This window comes from Streptomyces sp. NPDC053431, assembly GCF_044544925.1.
Taxonomy (GTDB): Bacteria; Actinomycetota; Actinomycetes; order Streptomycetales; family Streptomycetaceae; genus Streptomyces.
In genome coordinates, this window is record NZ_JBITXX010000004.1 from 303,950 (window position 1) to 320,870 (window position 16,921).

At 72.7% G+C, this 16,921-nt stretch carries 21 protein-coding genes and 1 riboswitch; of the genes, 10 read left to right on the forward strand and 11 right to left on the reverse strand.

The window, feature by feature from the left end:
• Positions 1 to 118 precede the first annotated feature (118 nt).
• The 3 genes from ACIGXE_RS14030 (at position 119) to ACIGXE_RS14040 (ending at position 2,545) form a co-directional block, all read left to right on the forward strand.
• The gene (locus tag ACIGXE_RS14030) at positions 119 to 1,144 is read left to right on the forward strand and encodes a 6-phosphofructokinase (RefSeq protein ID WP_399746875.1); all 1,026 of its coding nucleotides are present in this window, start codon (positions 119 to 121) and stop codon (positions 1,142 to 1,144) included.
• 113 nt (positions 1,145 to 1,257) lie between these two features.
• Positions 1,258 to 2,208 (forward strand): cytochrome c oxidase assembly protein, encoded by a 951-nt coding sequence (locus tag ACIGXE_RS14035; protein WP_399746877.1) that lies wholly within the window; start codon positions 1,258 to 1,260, stop codon positions 2,206 to 2,208.
• A gap of 64 nt (positions 2,209 to 2,272) precedes the next feature.
• Complete coding sequence (locus ACIGXE_RS14040) at positions 2,273 to 2,545, forward strand: hypothetical protein (RefSeq protein WP_399747155.1); 273 nt, start codon at positions 2,273 to 2,275, stop codon at positions 2,543 to 2,545.
• A 47-nt stretch (positions 2,546 to 2,592) separates the two neighbouring features.
• Here the strand turns inward: ACIGXE_RS14040 and ACIGXE_RS14045 are convergent, their stop codons facing one another.
• Complete coding sequence (locus tag ACIGXE_RS14045) at positions 2,593 to 3,597, reverse strand: DUF3048 domain-containing protein (protein WP_399746879.1); 1,005 nt, start codon at positions 3,595 to 3,597, stop codon at positions 2,593 to 2,595.
• A gap of 84 nt (positions 3,598 to 3,681) precedes the next feature.
• Between ACIGXE_RS14045 and ACIGXE_RS14050 the strand changes: the two genes are divergently transcribed.
• Both ACIGXE_RS14050 and ACIGXE_RS14055 read left to right on the forward strand, forming a co-directional pair.
• On the forward strand, positions 3,682 to 4,395 hold the full coding sequence (locus ACIGXE_RS14050; protein ID WP_399746881.1) for a lysophospholipid acyltransferase family protein: 714 nt from the start codon (positions 3,682 to 3,684) through the stop codon (positions 4,393 to 4,395).
• A gap of 64 nt (positions 4,396 to 4,459) precedes the next feature.
• Positions 4,460 to 5,491, forward strand: a complete 1,032-nt coding sequence (locus tag ACIGXE_RS14055; RefSeq protein ID WP_399746883.1) for an NAD-dependent epimerase/dehydratase family protein — start codon at positions 4,460 to 4,462, stop codon at positions 5,489 to 5,491.
• A gap of 202 nt (positions 5,492 to 5,693) precedes the next feature.
• Here ACIGXE_RS14055 and ACIGXE_RS14060 read toward each other — a convergent pair whose 3' ends face one another.
• The 8 genes from ACIGXE_RS14060 to ACIGXE_RS14095 all read right to left on the reverse strand — a co-directional run bounded on the left by ACIGXE_RS14060 (position 5,694) and on the right by ACIGXE_RS14095 (position 12,513).
• On the reverse strand, positions 5,694 to 7,274 hold the full coding sequence (locus ACIGXE_RS14060) for an alpha/beta hydrolase (RefSeq protein WP_399746885.1): 1,581 nt from the start codon (positions 7,272 to 7,274) through the stop codon (positions 5,694 to 5,696).
• 158 nt (positions 7,275 to 7,432) lie between these two features.
• A complete protein-coding gene (locus ACIGXE_RS14065) occupies positions 7,433 to 8,179 on the reverse strand; it encodes an urease accessory protein UreD (RefSeq protein WP_399747141.1) in 747 nt (248 codons plus the stop codon).
• 14 nt (positions 8,180 to 8,193) lie between these two features.
• On the reverse strand, positions 8,194 to 8,871 hold the full coding sequence (gene ureG / locus ACIGXE_RS14070; protein WP_399746887.1) for an urease accessory protein UreG: 678 nt from the start codon (positions 8,869 to 8,871) through the stop codon (positions 8,194 to 8,196).
• A 21-nt stretch (positions 8,872 to 8,892) separates the two neighbouring features.
• The gene (locus ACIGXE_RS14075; protein WP_399746889.1) at positions 8,893 to 9,576 is read right to left on the reverse strand and encodes an urease accessory protein UreF; all 684 of its coding nucleotides are present in this window, start codon (positions 9,574 to 9,576) and stop codon (positions 8,893 to 8,895) included.
• Positions 9,577 to 9,598: 22 nt separating this feature from the next.
• Positions 9,599 to 11,320 carry an urease subunit alpha gene (locus tag ACIGXE_RS14080; RefSeq protein ID WP_399746891.1) on the reverse strand — a complete coding sequence of 574 codons (1,722 nt, stop codon included), beginning with the start codon at positions 11,318 to 11,320 and terminating at the stop codon, positions 9,599 to 9,601.
• Complete coding sequence (locus ACIGXE_RS14085; protein WP_399746893.1) at positions 11,313 to 11,651, reverse strand: urease subunit beta; 339 nt, start codon at positions 11,649 to 11,651, stop codon at positions 11,313 to 11,315. The genes ACIGXE_RS14080 and ACIGXE_RS14085 overlap by 8 nt, the downstream gene beginning before the upstream one ends.
• A 16-nt stretch (positions 11,652 to 11,667) precedes the next feature.
• Positions 11,668 to 11,970, reverse strand: a complete 303-nt coding sequence (locus ACIGXE_RS14090; RefSeq protein WP_399746895.1) for an urease subunit gamma — start codon at positions 11,968 to 11,970, stop codon at positions 11,668 to 11,670.
• 258 nt (positions 11,971 to 12,228) lie between these two features.
• On the reverse strand, positions 12,229 to 12,513 hold the full coding sequence (locus ACIGXE_RS14095; RefSeq protein WP_399746897.1) for a type II toxin-antitoxin system Phd/YefM family antitoxin: 285 nt from the start codon (positions 12,511 to 12,513) through the stop codon (positions 12,229 to 12,231).
• 56 nt (positions 12,514 to 12,569) lie between these two features.
• Here ACIGXE_RS14095 and ACIGXE_RS14100 point away from each other — a divergent pair, with 56 nt between their 5' ends.
• The 3 genes from ACIGXE_RS14100 (at position 12,570) to ACIGXE_RS14110 (ending at position 14,508) form a co-directional block, all read left to right on the forward strand.
• Positions 12,570 to 13,202, forward strand: coding sequence for an ATP-dependent Clp protease proteolytic subunit (locus tag ACIGXE_RS14100; protein WP_399746899.1), 633 nt, complete (start codon positions 12,570 to 12,572; stop codon positions 13,200 to 13,202).
• Between the two features lie 7 nt (positions 13,203 to 13,209).
• On the forward strand, positions 13,210 to 13,515 hold the full coding sequence (locus ACIGXE_RS14105) for a hypothetical protein (RefSeq protein ID WP_399746901.1): 306 nt from the start codon (positions 13,210 to 13,212) through the stop codon (positions 13,513 to 13,515).
• A 315-nt stretch (positions 13,516 to 13,830) separates the two neighbouring features.
• Positions 13,831 to 14,028: riboswitch (cyclic di-AMP (ydaO/yuaA leader) on the forward strand.
• Between the two features lie 3 nt (positions 14,029 to 14,031).
• On the forward strand, positions 14,032 to 14,508 hold the full coding sequence (locus ACIGXE_RS14110; RefSeq protein WP_399746903.1) for a C40 family peptidase: 477 nt from the start codon (positions 14,032 to 14,034) through the stop codon (positions 14,506 to 14,508).
• A gap of 143 nt (positions 14,509 to 14,651) precedes the next feature.
• Here ACIGXE_RS14110 and ACIGXE_RS14115 read toward each other — a convergent pair whose 3' ends face one another.
• A complete protein-coding gene (locus ACIGXE_RS14115) occupies positions 14,652 to 15,089 on the reverse strand; it encodes an ATP-binding protein (protein ID WP_399746905.1) in 438 nt (145 codons plus the stop codon).
• A 194-nt stretch (positions 15,090 to 15,283) separates the two neighbouring features.
• Here ACIGXE_RS14115 and ACIGXE_RS14120 point away from each other — a divergent pair, with 194 nt between their 5' ends.
• Both ACIGXE_RS14120 and ACIGXE_RS14125 read left to right on the forward strand, forming a co-directional pair.
• Positions 15,284 to 15,721, forward strand: a complete 438-nt coding sequence (locus tag ACIGXE_RS14120) for a VOC family protein (protein ID WP_399746907.1) — start codon at positions 15,284 to 15,286, stop codon at positions 15,719 to 15,721.
• Positions 15,722 to 15,781: 60 nt separating this feature from the next.
• The gene (locus tag ACIGXE_RS14125) at positions 15,782 to 16,048 is read left to right on the forward strand and encodes a hypothetical protein (protein WP_399746909.1); all 267 of its coding nucleotides are present in this window, start codon (positions 15,782 to 15,784) and stop codon (positions 16,046 to 16,048) included.
• Here the strand turns inward: ACIGXE_RS14125 and ACIGXE_RS14130 are convergent.
• Complete coding sequence (locus ACIGXE_RS14130; protein WP_399746911.1) at positions 16,045 to 16,860, reverse strand: DUF817 domain-containing protein; 816 nt, start codon at positions 16,858 to 16,860, stop codon at positions 16,045 to 16,047. The genes ACIGXE_RS14125 and ACIGXE_RS14130 overlap by 4 nt on opposite strands.
• Positions 16,861 to 16,921: the final 61 nt, after the last annotated feature.

A 16,921-nucleotide genomic window follows, 5' to 3' on the forward strand; every position in this document is an offset into this window, starting at 1 on the left:
CGGTGTCCAATCTGCGGACATTCGGTTCGGCCCCGCCGCTCGGCACCGATAGGGTGGCGGGGATCCAGCCGGACGACGTGGTCCGGGAGTCGGCCCACGTTGCAAAGGTTTTTGGGCTATGCGCATTGGTGTGCTCACCTCCGGCGGAGACTGCCCCGGTCTGAACGCCGTCATCCGTTCCGTCGTGCACCGCGCCGTCGTCGACCACGGTGACGAGGTCATCGGCTTCCTCGACGGCTGGAAGGGCCTCCTGGAGGCCGACTACCGCAAGCTGGACCTCGAGGCCGTGAACGGCATCCTGGCCCGCGGCGGCACCATCCTCGGCTCCTCGCGGGTCCAGCCCGCCCATCTGGTCGACGGCGTCGAGCGGGCCAGGGGCCATGTCGCGGACCTGGGCCTCGACGCGATCATCCCGATCGGCGGCGAGGGCACCCTGAAGGCCGCGAACCTCCTGTCGGAGGCCGGCCTGCCGATCGTCGGCGTCCCGAAGACCATCGACAACGACATCGCCTCGACCGACGTCACCTTCGGCTTCGACACCGCCGTCACCGTGGCGACCGAGGCCCTGGACCGGCTGAAGACCACCGCCGAGTCCCACCAGCGCGTGCTGATCGTCGAGGTCATGGGCCGGCACACCGGCTGGATCGCCCTGCACTCCGGCATGGCGGCCGGCGCGCACGCCATCGTCGTGCCCGAGCGGCCCTTCGACATGGACGAGCTGACCGCCCGGGTCGGCGCCCGCTTCGAGGACGGCAAGCGCTTCGCGATCGTCGTGGTCGCCGAGGGCGCGAAGCCGCGCGAGGGCTCGATGGACTTCAAGACCGCCGGCACGGACATCTACGGGCACGAGCGCTTCACCGGCGTGGCGAACCAGCTCTCCGTCGAGCTGGAGCGGCGCCTCGGCAAGGAGGCCCGTCCGGTGATCCTCGGCCACGTCCAGCGCGGCGGCACCCCGACCGCGTACGACCGGGTCCTCGCGACCCGCTTCGGCTGGCACGCGGTGGAGGCGGCGCACCGCGGCGAGTTCGGGATGCTGACGGCGCTGCGGGGCACCGACATCGTGCTCGTCCCGCTGGCGAAGGCCGTGGAGACGCTGAAGACGGTCCCGGAGGACCGCTACACCGAGGCGGAGAACGTGCTCTGACCGCACCTCCGTGCGGCGCCACCCCGACGAACCGCCCCCGGTCGCGATCGCGACCGGGGGCGGTTCTAGTCTGGTGCGGACAACAAGCGCGAATCGGGCTCCAGGAGTAACACATGGATCACAGCGGGCACGGCATGACGATGGATATGCCGCCGTTCACGCTGGGGCGGGCCCTGGAGTTCTCCCCCGACCTGTTCTTCCTCTTCGGCTGTCTCGCCGCGCTCGGCCTGTACGGCTGGGGCGTGGCGCGGCTGCGGCGGCGCGGGGACGCGTGGCCGGTGAGCCGGACGGTGTTCTTCGCGGTGGGCGTGCTGACCATCGCGCTCGTGATGTGCACCAGGCTGAACGACTACGGCATGGTCATGTTCAGCGTGCACATGGTGCAGCACATGGTGATCTCCATGCTGTCGCCGATCCTGCTGCTGCTCGGCGCGCCGGTGACGCTGGCGCTGCGGGCCCTGCCGGTGGCGGGCCGCGGCTCGACCGGCCCGCGGGAGCTGCTGCTGAAGCTGCTGCACAGCCGGTACATGCGGATCGTCACGCACCCGGCGTTCACCATCTCCATGTTCATCGCGAGCCTCTACGCGCTGTACTTCTCGCCGCTGTTCGACTTCCTCATGGGCTCGCAGGCCGGTCACGTCGCGATGATGGTGCACTTCCTCATGGTGGGTCTGGTCTTCTTCTGGCCGATCATGGGTGTCGACCCGGGCCCGCACCGGCCGGGCTACGTGATGCGGATGCTGGAGCTGTTCGCGGGCATGCCGTTCCACGCCTTCTTCGGCATCGCGATGATGATGGCGACCGAGCCGCTGGTGAAGGTCTACGAGAACCCGCCGGCCTCGCTCGGCATCGACGCGCTGTCCGACCAGCACGCGGCGGGCGGCATCGCCTGGGCGTTCAGCGAGATCCCCTCCGTGCTGGTGCTGATCGCGCTGGTCTACCAGTGGTACCACTCCGAGCAGCGCCAGGCGGTCCGCAAGGACCGGGCGGCGGACCGGGACGGCGACAAGGAGCTGGAGGCGTACAACGCGTACCTCGCCTCGCTGCAGGCGCGGGGGCGGTAACCCTCCGTACCGGCGCACAACAGCGCGTACGAGGTCTGGCGCGCGCCCCGCTTCCGGGGTCACGATGGCGGGGTCGAACGACGTCGTCGACCCGGCTTCGTCGGACGGCTTCGAGGAGGGCGGAGCGATGATGTCCGGTCCCACGAAGACCATGGGTGTGATCACCTTCGCGGCGCTGGTGCTGACCACCACGTACACGGTGGCGCTCGGCAGCAGCGGCTGGCTCTGGTTCGGCTGGGTGGTGCTCGGCGTGGCCACCATCGGGATGGCGGCCGCCGACGCCGGAGAGCCGCACCCCAGGCCCGTCCGGCCGCACCGCCCCGGACCCCGGCCCTGAGCCTCACGGGCCGGGCCTCACGGGCCGGGCCTCAACCGGGCCGGGCCTCACCGGTTCCCGGTGAGCAGGACCCACACCTGCCCGGGCGCGAAGGGCATCGGGGCGCCCGCCGGGGTGGTGAAGGCGGTCCCGGCGTCCGCGTCCGGCCGGCTCCAGCGGGCCTCGTAGGACTTCCCGTCGCGGAGCACCTGTGCGCGGCCGGAGCCGGTGGTGACGGTGTACGGGGAGACGGCGCCGAGGACGTCGTGGAAGCGCGAGGCCCGTACGGTGACGTGCTGCACCACGACGGTGGCCGGCTTCAGCGGGCCGTCGGACCGGCCGTCCATGGCGACGTGCCAGACGTGCTCGGCGGGCGCCCAGGCGAAGGTGTAGCGGGCGGTGGGGAAGCGGACCGTCCGGCTGTTGACGGGGGTGCCGTCCGCCGGCGCGGGCCCGAAACGGAAGCCGATGTCCTTGGCGCGGGTGGCGTCGGGGGCGGTGGCGAGCGCGCGGGCGGGCCGCAGGTAGAGGTTGTGCGGAGCGGCCCGGGCGGAGGAGCGGACGAACGCCGCGGGGGTGCTGCCCTCGGTGACCAGGTGGAGCGGGGCGGCCCGCAGCAGCGGGGTGAGGGCGCTCTGGGCGCCGGAGTAGGCGAGGACCGGGCGCCCGAACTGGCGCAGCAGGGCGAGGTCGGACTCGCGGGCGCTGCGGACGGGGCCGATCCGGTCGGGCAGCCGGGACGCGTAGACCGCCATGAGCCGCGTCTGGCCGGACTCGACCTGCTCGACGTAGACGAGGTCGGCCTCGGCGAGGCCGGTGTGCGGCCGGGCCGGCGGCACGTTGTCGATCTTGACGGCGAGGACCGGGCCGGAGCGGGCGGGCCGTCCGGTGAACGGGGAGACACCGCCGGGGGACGAGGAGGCGGGTGGCCGGGTGGCGGGCGCGGGCGAAGGCGTCGGCGTCGGCTCCGACGGGCCCGAGCCGGAGCAGCCGTACAGACCGGCGGCCACCACGGCGCACAGGACGGCGGTGGCGGCTGCGCCGGGACGCCTGTGCCCGCGCGCGCCTGTCATCGAACCCGCTCTCTCCCCACCAGTGGACCACGCGGGCCTGCTTGGTTACAAAGAAGGTTGCTGCCGCGTGAACGGGGGTTGCCGGTGTTCTACCTCGTCCTGAAGTACGTCCTGCTCGGTCCGCTGCTCAGACTGCTGTTCCGGCCACGGGTGGAGGGTCTGGAGCACGTGCCCGAGGAGGGTGCGGCGATCATCGCGGGGAACCATCTGTCCTTCTCCGACCATTTCCTGATGCCGGTGGTGCTGAGCCGCCGGATCACCTTCCTCGCCAAGCAGGAGTACTTCACCGGCCCCGGCCTCAAGGGCCGGCTGACCGCGGCCTTCTTCCGCAGCGCGGGCCAGATCCCGGTGGACCGCTCGGGCAAGGAGGCCGGGCAGGCCGCGATCCGCGAGGGGCTCGGCGTGCTCGGCCGGGGCGAGCTGCTCGGGATCTATCCGGAGGGGACCCGCTCGCACGACGGGCGGCTCTACAAGGGCAAGGTCGGGGTGGCCGTCATGGCACTGACGGCGGGCGTGAAGGTCGTGCCGTGCGCGATGGTCGGCACCTTCGAGATCCAGCCGCCGGGCCGGGTCCTGCCCCGGATCCGCCGGGTCACCATCCGCTTCGGCGAGCCGTTGGACTTCTCCCGGTACGCGGGTCTCGCGGGCGAGAAGGCCGCGGTGCGCGCGGTCACCGACGAGATCATGTACGAGATCCTGGCGCTGTCGGGGCAGGAGTACGTGGACGAGTACGCGGCGACGGTGAAGGCGGCGGAAACCGCCGCGGCGCCCAGGAAGTTCCCCGGACGGGGACGCTGAGGGCGAATCCGCGCACGGCGAAAGGTCCTGGGCCGTCCGCCCCCGGACCCGTAGCGTCCGTTCCATGACCAAGGGAAACGCGTTCGTGCTGGGAGCGACGGGGCAGATCGGACGGGCGGCCGTGCGGGCGCTCGTCGCGGACGGATGGGAGGTGACGGCCGCCTCGCGCCGGGGCGGCCGGGAAGAGAAGTGGCCGGCGGAGGTCCGCTCGGTGGCGGTGGACCGCGGCGAGGAGGGAGCGCTGTCGGCGGCGCTGGGCACGGGCACGGACGTCCTGGTGGACGTGGTGGCCTACGACGCCGGGCACGGCCGCCAGTTGACGGGCCTCGCGGACCGGATCGGTTCCGCGGTCATCATCTCCAGCGGCGCCGTCTACGAGGACGACCGGGGGCGGAGCTTCGACACGCAGGAGGAGCCGGACGGCTTCCCGCGCTATCCGGTGCCGATCCCGGAGACCCAGCGGACGGTGGCGCCGGGCGGGTCCTCGTACGGGACGCGCAAGGTCGCGCTGGAACGAGAGTTGCTCGCCGCGGGCGAGAGGCTGCCGACGACCGTGCTGCGGGCGGGCGCCGTCCACGGGCCGTACTCCCCGGGGCCGCGGGAGCTGTGGTTCGTGAAGCGGGCGCTGGACGGGCGACCGGTGCGGGTGCTCGCGGAGGGCGGCCGCTCCCGCTTCCACCCCGTGCACGTGGACAACCTGGCCGAGCTGACCCGGCTGGCCGCGGCGAGGCCGGGCACCCGGGTGCTCAACGGCGGGGACCCGGTGGCGCCGACGGTCGCGGAGATCGGTGCGGCGATCGACGCGGTGATGGGGGTGACGAGCGAGACCGTCCTCCTCGAGGGCGCGGCGGCCGGCACGGTGGGGCTCACGCCGTGGACGGCGCCCCATCCGGTCGTCTACGACATGGCGGCGGCGGAGCGGGAGTTGGGCTACCGGCCGGTGGTGACGTACGAGGATTCGCTGCCGGGCACGGTCGAGTGGCTGGCGGCGACGGTGGCGCGGCAGGACTGGCGGGAGGCCTTCCCCGGGCTGGTGAAGTACGGGGTGGACTTCTTCGACTACGCGGCGGAGGACGCCTGGCTGGCCTCGCGCTGAAACGGCGGAGGGGGGGGGGGGGGGCGGGGCCCCCCCCCCCCCCCGGGGGGGGGGGGGGTAGGGGGGGGGGGGGGGGGGGGGGGGGGGGGGGGGGGGGGGTTGGGGGGGGCGGGGGGGGGGGGGGGGGGGGGGGGGGGGGGGTTCCCGGGGGGGGGGGGGGGGGCGCGGCCGCCCCCCCCCCCCCCCTTGGCGTCGTGCGGTGTTACGGCTGGGGCGTGGCGTGCGGCTCGCACGTCACGTCCTGGCTGTCCACCTGGCCGGTCAGCAGGTACGTCTCGACCCGGGGGTTGATGCACGGGTTCACCAGGCCGGTGACACCGTGCGAGCCCGCGTTCTTCTCGGTGATCAGACGCGAGCCCTTGAACCGCTTGTGCAGCTCGACGGCGCCGGCGTACGGCGTGGCCGCGTCACGCTCGGACTGGACGATGAGCACCGGCGGCAGGCCCTTGCCGGTGCGCACGTCGGTCACCCGCTGGCGCGGCGCGGACCAGGTGGCGCAGGGCAGGTTCATCCAGGCGTTGGCCCAGGTCATGAACGGGTTCTGCTCGTGGAGGCGGGAGTTGTCCCGGTCCCACTTCTTCCAGCTGGTCGGCCAGGGCGCGTCGGCGCACTCGACGGCGGTGTAGACCGCGTTGCCGTTCTCCGAGGAGATGTTGCCGGCGGTGTCGGTGGGGTCGGAGGCGGCCGCGTCGATCAGCGGCTGCGGGTCGCCCGCGGCGTAGGCGCTCCAGGCCTCCGCGACCGGGACCCACATGGAGTCGTAGTACGGGGCGTTCTGGAAGAAGCCGATGAGCTCGGCCGGGCCCACCTTGCCGCCGAGGGGGTTCTTCTTGGCGGCGGCGCGCAGGGTCACCCACTGCTGCTGGACCTCGGCGTAGGTCTTGCCGAGGTGGAAGGCGTCGTCGTGCTGGGCGACCCAGGTCATCCAGTCCTTGAGCCGGCCCTCGAAGGCGATGTCCTGGTTGAGGTTGGCCCCGTACCAGATCTCCTTCTTCGACGGGTTGACCACGCTGTCGACCACCATGCGGCGCACGTGGGTCGGGTACAGCGTGCCGTAGACGGCGCCGAGGTAGGTGCCGTAGGAGACGCCGATGAAGTTGAGCTTCTTCTCGCCGAGCGCGGCCCGGACGACGTCGAGGTCACGGGCCGTGTTGCGGGTCGTCATGTAGGGCAGCATGTCGCCGCTCTTCTCGGCGCAGCCCTTGGCGTACTCGGCGGCCAGCTTGCGCTGGGCGAGCTTGTCCGCCTCGCTGTCCGGCACCGGGTCGAGCTTGGGGCCCTTGACGAACTCGGTCGGGTCGACGCAGGAGATGGGCGCCGAGTGGCCGACGCCGCGCGGGTCGAAGCCGACGAAGTCGTAGGCCTTGGCGGTGTTCGCCCAGATCTTGTTCTTGGTGGTGACACGGCGCGGGAAGCGCAGGCCCGAGCCGCCGGGGCCGCCCGGGTTGTAGAGCAGCGCGCCCTGGCGCTCGGCGGGCGTGCCGGTGGAGACGACGCGGTCGACGGCGATCTTGATCTGCTTGCCGTTGGGCTTCGCGTAGTCGACCGGGACGGTGACCCAGCCGCACTGGATGGGCTTCTCCAGGCCCCAGTCGGCAGGACAGTCCTGCCAGTCGATGCCCGCCTTCGCTGCGCGGGCGGCGGCGACGGTGGCGCCGCGCGCCTCGTCGTCGCGGTCGTGGCTGCTGCTCTGGGCGCTGGCCGTCGGTGCGGCCAGGGCGCCGGCTATGAGCGTGGCCGCGGCCAGCGTGCCGGCAGAGCCGAACACTGCTGTACGTCTCAAGTGGTCCCTCCCCCTTGTGGGCGCCGCCCCCGTGGCAGCGCCGTGGTCCTGTGCTGTCCGGGGGATCCTTTCGTCAAGGTGGCCACGGGTGAAAGGGCGTACGGGTGTTTCTTTGCCGAACCAATAACCGGAGACCGGTGTACCGCTGAGCGGAACCGTCACCGGCCGCCGGCGAGCAGCCCCTGCGCCTCGTCGAGGACGCGGCGCAGCGCGAGGGCGTCGGGGGCGGCGGCGGTGACGAGGGCGGCGGGCCCGGCGAGGGGGGCGAGCACGGCGTGCTCACCGAGCAGCCGGACTTCGGCCGGTTTGTCCTGGAATGCCGGGTCGACGACGAGGAGTTGGCCGGTGGCGCGGTGGCCGGCGAGGACCGCGGGGCCGTTCCAGCCGCCGGGAGCTCCGGGGCCGTAGCGCAGTTCCTGGTCGAGCAGCGGACGTCCGGCGAGGCGCACGGTGAGCCGGGTGGCGAGGGTGCCGGGCGGCTCGCCGTGCCTCCCGAGGACCTGTTCTTCTCGAAGGACGAGACGCGCGGTGGGGGCGAGTTCGACGGTCGTCCGCATCCGCAGCGCCGAACCGGCGGCGGAGACCAGCTGTTCGGGCAGCCAGCGCAGTTCCGCGTCCGCGCCGACGGTGAGCGTGACGTCGTACGTGGCGGTCGCGGCGGACCGCCCGGGCAGGGCGACGGTCGCGGCCGCCGAGTCGACGAGCAGCCGCGCCCCGTCCCGCACGTCCACGAGCAGGGCGAGCCGGTCGCCGCCGAGCGGGGCGCTCATCGCACCGACGACGGTGACGCGGGTGTACGGGCCGGGGGCGCGGGTGCGGCGCAGCGCGAGGGGGCCCTCGCTCTCCAGGACCGGGAGGGTGCCGTCGGCCGCGGCGGTGACGCGGGCGGTGGCGGCGAGGCTCATGCGGTCGGGCAGGTTCATGCGGTCCAGTCCGTGAGGCGGGCACGGACCCAGTCGGCGACGGGCGCGACGCCCTCCGCCGAGCGCAGGGAGGTGAAGGCGACGGGCAGTTCGCCGCGCTGCTCCTTGGCGTCGCGGGCCATCCGCTCCAGGTCGGAGCCGACGTACGGGGCGAGGTCGGTCTTGTTGATCACGAGCAGGTCGGCGGTGCTGACGCCGGGGCCGCCCTTGCGCGGGATGTCGTCTCCGCCGGCGACGTCGATGACGAAGATCTGGGCGTCGACGAGGCCCTTGGAGAAGGTGGCGGTGAGGTTGTCGCCGCCGGACTCGACGAGGACGAGGTCGAGCGGGCCCGCGGAGTCCTCCAGGTCCTCGACGGCTTCGAGGTTGGCGGAGATGTCGTCGCGGATCGCGGTGTGCGGGCAGGCGCCGGTCTCGACGGCCTGGATGCGCTCCGGCGGCAGGACGGCCTCGCGGAGCAGGAACTCGGCGTCCTCGCGGGTGTAGATGTCGTTGGTGACGACGGCGAGGGAGAGGGAGTCGCGCAGGGCGCGGCAGAGGGCGGCGACCGTGGCGGTCTTGCCGGAGCCGACGGGGCCGCCGAGGCCGATGCGCAGGGCGCGGCGGGTGCCGTCGGGCCGGTGGGCGTCGGCGGAGACGGCGAGGCCGTGGTCGTGGCCGTGGTCGAGGTGCATGGAGGGCTCCTTGCGGGGGAGTTACGAGGCGAAGAGGCGGACGGGCCAGGCCGCGTGCTGCTCGGCGGTCAGGTCGAGCAGCGGGGCCGAGGCGGCGGGCAGTGCGTCCAGGCCGCCGCCCGCGCCGCCGAGCGCGGCGGCGGCGCGCTCGGCAGCCTCGGCGGCGACCTCGTCCAGGGCGGGAGCGAGGCGGGCGAGGACGGCGGTGGCCTGGAAGGGATCCAGGCCGAGGAGGCGCACGACGGCGGTCGCGGGGCCGCCGACAGTCTCGTACGCGACGCAGTGGGCGGCGTCCTCGGGGCCGAGTCCGGCGGCGCGGGCCGCGACCCCGAGGACGACGGGCTGGTGCGCGCCGCGCGGGAACGCGGCGGCGAGCCGGTCGAGTTCGGGGCCGGGCCAGGCGGCCCGGGCCGCCCGCATGAGCTGCCGGCCGAGCTTGCGGCTGACGGCGCGCAGGGCGGGCGAGGGGGTGCGGGCGTCGGCGGCGGCGTCGAGCGCGTGGGGGTCGGCGCCGAGGGCCGCGGCGGCGGCGAGGCCGGCCGTGGTGAGGCCGGTGGTGTGCAGCCGGCCGCGGCAGAACGCCTCCAGGTCGGCGGCGTTCGTGAGCCGGCCGGCCTTGACGGCGGCTTCGGCGCCGCCCGAGTGGGCGTGCCCGCCGGCGGGGAACCGCCCGTCGGCGAGCACGAGGAGTGCGGATCGGGTCATCGTCGATTCGGGCCTTCGGCGCTCAGAAGAGGAAGTAGCGCTGGGCCATGGGCAGTTCGGCCGCGGGTGCCGGTTCGACGTGCTCGCCGTCGATGGTCACCGAGAAGGTGTCGGCGTCGACCTCGACCCGGGGCAGGGCGTCGTTCTCCCGCATGTCGGCCTTGGTGACCCGGCGGGTGGAGCCGATGGCGGTGAACTCCTTGTGCAGGCCGAGCCGGTGCGGCAGGTCGTCCTCGAGGGCGGCCTGGGCGACGAAGTTGACCGAGCCGGCCGCGGCGGCCCGGCCGAGCGCGCCGAACATCGGCCGAGGAAGCACCGGTTGGGGCGTCGGGATGGAAGCGTTGGCGTCGCCCATCTGCGCGTACGCGATCTGGCCGCCCTTGACGACGACGAGCGGCTTGACGCCGAAGAAGGCCGGCTCCCACAGCACCAGGTCGGCGAGCTTGCCGGGTTCGACGGAGCCGATGAGGTGGTCCATGCCCTGGGCGACGGCCGGGTTGATCGTGTACTTGGCGACGTAGCGCCGGGCCCGGTGGTTGTCGGCGGCGCCGTCGCCGGGCAGCGCGCCGCGCCGCCGCTTCATGACGTGGGCGGTCTGCCAGGTCCGCATGATCACCTCGCCGATCCGGCCCATGGCCTGGGAGTCGGAGGAGATGATCGAGATGGCGCCGAGGTCGTGCAGCACGTCCTCGGCGGCGATCGTGGAGGGCCGGATCCGGGACTCGGCGAAGGCGAGGTCCTCCGGCACGGCCGGGTTGAGGTGGTGGCAGACCATCAGCATGTCGAGGTGTTCCTCGATGGTGTTGACGGTGTGCGGCCGGGTGGGGTTCGTCGAGCTGGGCAGCACGTACGGCTCGGACACGACGGTGATGATGTCCGGCGCGTGCCCGCCGCCCGCGCCCTCCGTGTGGTACGCGTGGATGGTCCGGCCCGCGATGGCGGCGAGGGTGTCGCCGACGAAGCCGGCCTCGTTGAGGGTGTCGGTGTGGATGGCCAGCTGGGCGCCGGTCTCCTCGCAGACGCTCAGGCAGGCGTCGATGACGGCCGGGGTGGCCCCCCAGTCCTCGTGGATCTTGAAGCCGAGGGCACCGCCGCGCAGTTGGGAGTGCATGGCCTCCCGGGACATCGTGTTGCCCTTGCCGAGCAGGCCGATGTTCACGGGGAAGGTGTCCAGGGCCTCGAACATCCGGGCCATGTGCCAGGGGCCGGGGGTGATGGTGGTGGCCTTGGTGCCCTCGGCCGGTCCGGTGCCGCCGCCGACGAGCGTGGTCACGCCGGTGGCGAGGGCCTGCTCGACGACGGTGGGCGAGATGAAGTGGACGTGGGTGTCGACGGCGCCCGCGGTGACGATCCGGCCGTTGCCGACGATCACCTCGGTCTCGGGACCGATGACGAGCGCGGGGTGGACCCCGTCCATGGTGTCGGGGTTGCCGGCCTTGCCCAGGGCGGTGATCCGCCCGTCGCGGATGCCGATGTCGGCCTTGACGATCCCCCAGTGGTCGATGACCACGGCGCCGGTGATCACGGTGTCCGGGGCGCCTTCGGCGCGGGTGGTGCGGGACTGGCCCATCGACTCGCGGATGACCTTGCCGCCGCCGAAGACGGCCTCCTCGCCGGCGCGGCCGGGGCCGCCGGAGCGGTCCTCCTCGATCTCGACGAACAGGTCGGTGTCGGCGAGCCGGACGCGGTCGCCGGTGGTGGGGCCGAACAGGTCGGCGTAGACGGCACGGTGCAGCTCAGGCACGCTCGCCTCCCTGGGTCTCGTCGTGGTCGAGGGGTCCCGCGGTCTCGCCGCGCAGGCCGGGCACGATCCGGCGGCCGGCGATCGGTACGAGCTCGACCTCGACGGGGATGCCGGGCTCGAAGCGGACGGCGGTGCCGGCGGCGATGTTCAGGCGCAGACCGCGGGCGGCGGCGCGGTCGAAGTCGAGACCGGGGTTGGCCTCGGCGAAGTGGTAGTGCGAGCCGACCTGGACGGGCCGGTCGGCGGCGTTGAGGACGGTGAGGCGGGTGACGGGGCGGCCCTCGTTGAGGGTCACCGGTCCGTCCCCGTACCTGATTTCTCCGGGGATCATCGCTGACGGTCCGCTTTCACACGATCGGGTCATGGACGGTGACGAGCTTGGTCCCGTCCGGGAAGGTGGCCTCGACCTGGACGTCGTGGATCATCTCGGGGATGCCCTCCATGACCTCGTCGCGGGTGATCACCTTGCGACCGGAGGACATGAGCTCGGCGACCGTGCGACCGTCCCGGGCGCCCTCCAGGACGTGCGAGGTGATGAGCGCGACGGCCTCGGGGTGGTTGAGCCGTACGCCGCGCGCCCGGCGCTTCTCGGCCACGTCGGCCGCGACATGGATGAGCAGGCGCTCCTGCTCGTGGGGGCTGAGTTGCACGCTTCCACCTCACTGTCTTTCACCGGGTGACTCACCCGGACAGCAGCGGACCATAGCGATCATCAACACTCTGTTGAGCCACGAGAGGGGCCGCCGGGTCAGACATTGCAGGTTAGGGCGGAAGTTTTTCCGGCTCGTTAACTCGCGCTTTGCAACTGCGTGGACAACGGTCGGCGCACTCGGTCCCACGACAGGGGGATTCGGACATGCGGTCGAGTGCGCGCCGGGCACCGCCCGGCGCGCCTCACGCGTCAGGCGTCACGCGTCGGGGGCGCCCGGGTCGCGGTGACGGGCGGCGATGCCGAAGCGGCGCTGTTCACCCGGAGCGGACGTCACTCCGCGGACGGAGGAGAGCGAGCTGATCACCTGCTCCTCGGCCGGCGCCTCCGTCGCCTCGAGTCGTTCCAGGTCAGCGGCGGACACCAGGGCGACCAGCGGCTTGCCGTGGCGGGTGACGACCACCCGCTCACCGCCGTAGACGACGCGGTTGATCAGCTCCGCGAGCTCTGCGCGGGCTTGCGTCACCGGAATCTCGTAGGCCATGCTCCTCATCTTACGGGCTGTACATCCTGTACATTTTTTACAGAAGGAGGAGCGCCATGCGGCACGCCCTGCGATATGTCCTTCCGGAGTTCACCGAGCGCACGAGCTACGGCACGCGCACCCTCGACCCGTACGCGAAGCTGCTCCAGGAGCGGATCGTCTTCCTGGGCACGCCGGTCGACGAGACCTCGGCCAACGACGTCATCGCCCAGTTCCTGCACCTCGACCACGCCGCCCCGGAGCAGGTGATCAGCCTCTACATCAACTCCCCCGGCGGCTCGATCAGCGCGATGACCTCGATCTACGACACGATCGGCACGGTCTCGTGCGAGGTGGAGACCATCTGCCTCGGTCAGGCCGTCGGGCCCGCGGCGGTGCTGCTCGCGGCCGGCTCCCCGGGCCGGCGGCTCGCGCTGCCCGGGGCCAGGATCGTCCTCCAGCAGCCCACGCTGGACGAGCCGTTGCGGGGTCAGCCCAGCGATCTCGACATCCACGCGCGGGAATTGCTGCGACAGCGCGCGCTGGTCGCCGGACTGCTCGCCGCGCACACCGGGCGGGACCGCGGCCGGGTCGACGCCGACATCGACCGGACCACCGTGCTCGACGCCACGGAGGCGCGCGCGTACGGCCTGGTCGACCACGTCGTGCAGAGCCGCCGCGGGTCCGCCGGCACCGCCGACGAGGGGTGAGCCGGCCATGGTCCCGGAGCTGCCGCCGCTCCCCGCGCTGACGCGCGCCGAGAGCGAGTTCGTGGACGCGTACCTCGAAGTCGTCGACCTGCTGGGAAGAATCAATCCATCCAGGTCCTCGCATACCTATGGGGCCCTGCGAGCCGCCCAGGCCCTGATAGGACGCGCGACGGCGCTCCGGGACGCCCTGACGCTCATGCATATGCGGGGCGAGAGCGAGGTCCACGTGGCCACATTGACGCGCGCGCTAAGGGTGTTGGACGGCGAGCGGCGCTCAGGGCGCGTCACCCTCCCCGGAGAGCAGGCGAGTTGACAACACCGCGTGTCGTGTCGAGGTCCACACGGGGCATGCGCGACGCAGAATCGCTCCCCCGTTCGGCGTAGTCGACGAATCGACATGGAGCTCAGGTAAGTTGCGCAACAGGTGTACACATCTAGCGGAATCGGGCATTCCATCGCTGGTGACGGGGTCGTCGGCCAAACCTCCGAAGATCGCGAAACCCGACTGTCCACTCGAATGGATCAGTCGTGAGGAGCCTCACATATGGCCGTTTCAGCTCGGATTTCGCCCTAGGTGTGGGTCAAGATCCCTGTCGACGACAAGCCCCCGCCACCCGAGGCGGGGCGGTCCGGGCGGACGCCGAGTCCTGCCGCCGTCCCGGACGTCTGGTCGACAGGAGTGGATCGGCAGGAGTGGAGGACCCGAGCAACACGGGACGTGCCCGCAAGGGTGACGGCCCTCGGGGTGAAGCCGCAGCCGCGGCCGGGCATCTTCGCCTGCCCGAACCCGACAGGTCATCCTTCACAGGCGGCTGACGAAGGGTTGCGCATGACTGCGCAGATTCATGTCCCGTCCCTGCTGTCCCGGGCCGGAGCCGTCTCGGCTCTCACCCTCGCCGCCGTGGGCGGCACGCTGCTCGCCCCAGGAGCGGCGCCGGAGGCCCAGGCCGCGACCTCGTACGCCGACACGGCCCTGAGCGTCGCCGCCTCGAAGAAGGGATCGCCTTACAAGTACGGCGCTACGGGCCCCACCAGGTTCGACTGCTCGGGCCTCACGCTCTACTCGTACAAGAAGGCGGGCAAGACGCTGCCCCGCACCGCGCAGCAGCAGTACAACAAGACCCGGCACATCGCGGCGTCCAGCCGCCAGAAGGGGGACCTCGTCTTCTTCCATTCCGGTGGAAGGGTGTACCACGTCGGAATCTACGCGGGTAACAACAAGATCTGGCACTCCCCGAAGACCGGTTCGTGGGTGAAGCTCGACAAGATCTGGTCGGCCAAGGTGCTCTACGGCCGCGTCCGCTGACCGCGGATCCCGCCGCGCCCGCCGCCCGGCGCCCACCGGGCCCGTTCCGCGGCCCCCGCCCCCACGACTCCCGTCCCCGGGGTCGGCGCGCGCGGGGGCGGGCGGTCCCGGGGGCGGCCCGCCCTGTCGGGGCGTCAGCGTCCCTATCGAGGCGTCAGCGTCGCCGCCGTCCAGGGGAGGCTGATCCGGACCGTCTTGCCGCCCTCGGCCGTCGGCGTCACCGCGAGGCGGCCGCCGGCCTCGGCGGTCAGCGAGCGGATGATGACCATGCCGCGCCCGTTGTCCTGCTGGACGGCCGCCGGGAGGCGCCGGGGCCACCGCGGGTGGCTGTCGGTCACGCCGATGTGCAGCCGCTCGTCGCGTTCCAGGCGCACGTCGACGGTGAAGGTGGGCGACCGGCCGAAGGTGTGCTGCACCGCGTTGGTCGCCAGCTCGGAGACGATCAGCCGGACCGTGTCCGCCGTGTCGCTCGCGCTCCCGAGCCCCCAGGAGGTGAGCACCTCGGCGACGTACCTCCGGGCGGCGGAGACCGAGGCCGGATCGCTCGGCAGCGTGACGGTTGCTTCCTGGTGGTCTGCCATGGCGACGCCGTCCCTTTCCCACCGGGCCCCGCCCGGATTGCGCTTCGCGTCAGAGTGCCACCGATCGGGCCGGCCTGGACGTCGATCGGCGAAGATATGCGGATATCTGTCGCCCGAAGCGGTGAACCGTGCGCGCGGCGGCCGGATGCGGACTCGGCGTGCCTGTAAGGCCCTTGAGCGGGCACACGAGCCGTATGACCCTCTCCGACAACACCGTCTCCCGGCACCCCGTCTCCAAGAGCACCGTCCTCGTCCTGGACAGCAGCGATCCCGAGCCCCTCGCCCGCTTCTACGCCGCCCTGCTGGGCGGCACCGCCGAACCGGCCGAGGGCGACCCCGACCTGCTCCTGATCTGCTCCCCCGGGGGCGTCGTCCTCGGCATCCACCGCGACCCCGGCCAGGCTCCGCCCAGCTGGCCACGGCCGGAGGACTCCCAGCAGGCCCACTTATGGATCCTGGTCGCCCCCGACGCCCTCGACGAGGCCGAACGCGAGGCCATCAGCCTGGGCGCGCGGCCGGTGGCGGCCGAGGTCGACGGCACCCGCCTCGACCGGCGCACCGCCGTGCGGCGCTGCACGGACCCGGCCGGCCACCCCTTCGTGCTCGCCGCGGCGCCCGGTGTTTCCGCGTGAGGCCACCGGGCAGCCGCATCCACGTCCCACCCATCGTCCGTACGCACACGGAGGACGAGCATGAGCCACCACGAGCGCCGGCGCACCCTTCCCGCGGACGCGCCGCCCCGCACCACACCGTCCGAGGCCGTCGGCGAGAGCGGTGACGCCGAGGCCCGCCAGGAGGCCGAGGAGGCGGTACGCGGCCGCCGCGGCGACACCGCGCCCGACGCGCACGGCATGGGCGCCAAGCGCCAGTCCCCCGGCCTGGGCCGCGAGGAACAGCGCCGCCCCCACGGGCGCAGGGGCGAGGCCGGGGACGGCGACGTCGAGGAAGGCGACTCCTAGTTAGACGCCAGGGCCCGGGTCCCGGCCGCGGGGCGGGGGCGGGTGGCCGCCGCCAGGACGAACGTGATGCTGATCAGCAGCGACCAGGCGCCGAACTTCTCCACGCCGACGGGCTGCCACCCGTGGAGCTGGTACGGGTAGCGCCAGGCGCCCACGTACGTGGCGAGGTTCTCCGCCAGCCACAGGAAGAAGCCGATCAGCACGAAGGACAGGGCCAGCGGCATCCGCAGGCGGGCACCGCGCACCGTGAACCGCACGGAGGTGCCCGCCGTGACGGCCAGCAGCAGCGCGGCGAGCGGCCAGCGGGCGTCCGGCAGCCAGTGGTGGGTGAAGAAGTTCACGTAGATCGCCGCGGCCACCACCGCCGTCGCCCGGGGCCGGTAGCGCACCAGCTCGAGGTCGAAGAGGTGCCACGCCCGGCAGACGTAGCTCCCGACGGCCGCGTAGAGGAACCCTCCGTACAGCGGGACGCCGGCGAACTTGAGCACGGCCGGTTCGGGGTAGCTCCACGAGCCGAGCGCCACCTTCACCAGCTCGAACGCCAGGCCGATGACATGGCAGACGGCGATGACGGCGACGTCCCGCCCCGACTCCCAGCCGCGCAGCCAGAAGAGCAGGGTGAGCAGCACGCCGTAGACGACGAGCAGGTCGTAGCGGGCCACCGGGAGCCCGGGCAGCAGCGTGGACGCCGCCACCCCCGACAGCAGCGCGATCGCGAAGGCGCAGGCCCGGGTCTGCCCCCAGGCGAAGGCGAGCAGGCGGCGGAAGGACGAGGTCAGCAGGTCGGTGAAGGGCGCGTTCAGGCTCAGCATGATGCGCTGTAGGACGAGCCTGACGACCGGCCCGGTTGCGGGCGGCGGGCACCGAGCCGCT

Excerpts from the sequence above, each read along its gene's own strand:
- ACIGXE_RS14030 (WP_399746875.1), top strand. The coding sequence starts at position 119 with ATGCGCATTGGTGTGCTCACCTCCGGCGGAGACTGCCCCGGTCTGAAC.
- ACIGXE_RS14035 (WP_399746877.1), top strand. The coding sequence starts at position 1,258 with ATGGATCACAGCGGGCACGGCATGACGATGGATATGCCGCCGTTCACG.
- ACIGXE_RS14040 (WP_399747155.1), top strand. The coding sequence starts at position 2,273 with ATGGCGGGGTCGAACGACGTCGTCGACCCGGCTTCGTCGGACGGCTTC.
- ACIGXE_RS14045 (WP_399746879.1), bottom strand. The coding sequence starts at position 3,597 with ATGACAGGCGCGCGCGGGCACAGGCGTCCCGGCGCAGCCGCCACCGCC.
- ACIGXE_RS14055 (WP_399746883.1), top strand. The coding sequence starts at position 4,460 with ATGACCAAGGGAAACGCGTTCGTGCTGGGAGCGACGGGGCAGATCGGA.
- ACIGXE_RS14065 (WP_399747141.1), bottom strand. The coding sequence starts at position 8,179 with ATGAGCCTCGCCGCCACCGCCCGCGTCACCGCCGCGGCCGACGGCACC.
- ureG (WP_399746887.1), bottom strand. The coding sequence starts at position 8,871 with ATGCACCTCGACCACGGCCACGACCACGGCCTCGCCGTCTCCGCCGAC.
- ACIGXE_RS14075 (WP_399746889.1), bottom strand. The coding sequence starts at position 9,576 with ATGACCCGATCCGCACTCCTCGTGCTCGCCGACGGGCGGTTCCCCGCC.
- ACIGXE_RS14085 (WP_399746893.1), bottom strand. The coding sequence starts at position 11,651 with ATGATCCCCGGAGAAATCAGGTACGGGGACGGACCGGTGACCCTCAAC.
- ACIGXE_RS14095 (WP_399746897.1), bottom strand. The coding sequence starts at position 12,513 with ATGGCCTACGAGATTCCGGTGACGCAAGCCCGCGCAGAGCTCGCGGAG.
- ACIGXE_RS14100 (WP_399746899.1), top strand. The coding sequence starts at position 12,570 with ATGCGGCACGCCCTGCGATATGTCCTTCCGGAGTTCACCGAGCGCACG.
- ACIGXE_RS14105 (WP_399746901.1), top strand. The coding sequence starts at position 13,210 with ATGGTCCCGGAGCTGCCGCCGCTCCCCGCGCTGACGCGCGCCGAGAGC.
- ACIGXE_RS14110 (WP_399746903.1), top strand. The coding sequence starts at position 14,032 with ATGACTGCGCAGATTCATGTCCCGTCCCTGCTGTCCCGGGCCGGAGCC.
- ACIGXE_RS14115 (WP_399746905.1), bottom strand. The coding sequence starts at position 15,089 with ATGGCAGACCACCAGGAAGCAACCGTCACGCTGCCGAGCGATCCGGCC.
- ACIGXE_RS14120 (WP_399746907.1), top strand. The coding sequence starts at position 15,284 with ATGACCCTCTCCGACAACACCGTCTCCCGGCACCCCGTCTCCAAGAGC.
- ACIGXE_RS14125 (WP_399746909.1), top strand. The coding sequence starts at position 15,782 with ATGAGCCACCACGAGCGCCGGCGCACCCTTCCCGCGGACGCGCCGCCC.
- ACIGXE_RS14130 (WP_399746911.1), bottom strand. The coding sequence starts at position 16,860 with ATGCTGAGCCTGAACGCGCCCTTCACCGACCTGCTGACCTCGTCCTTC.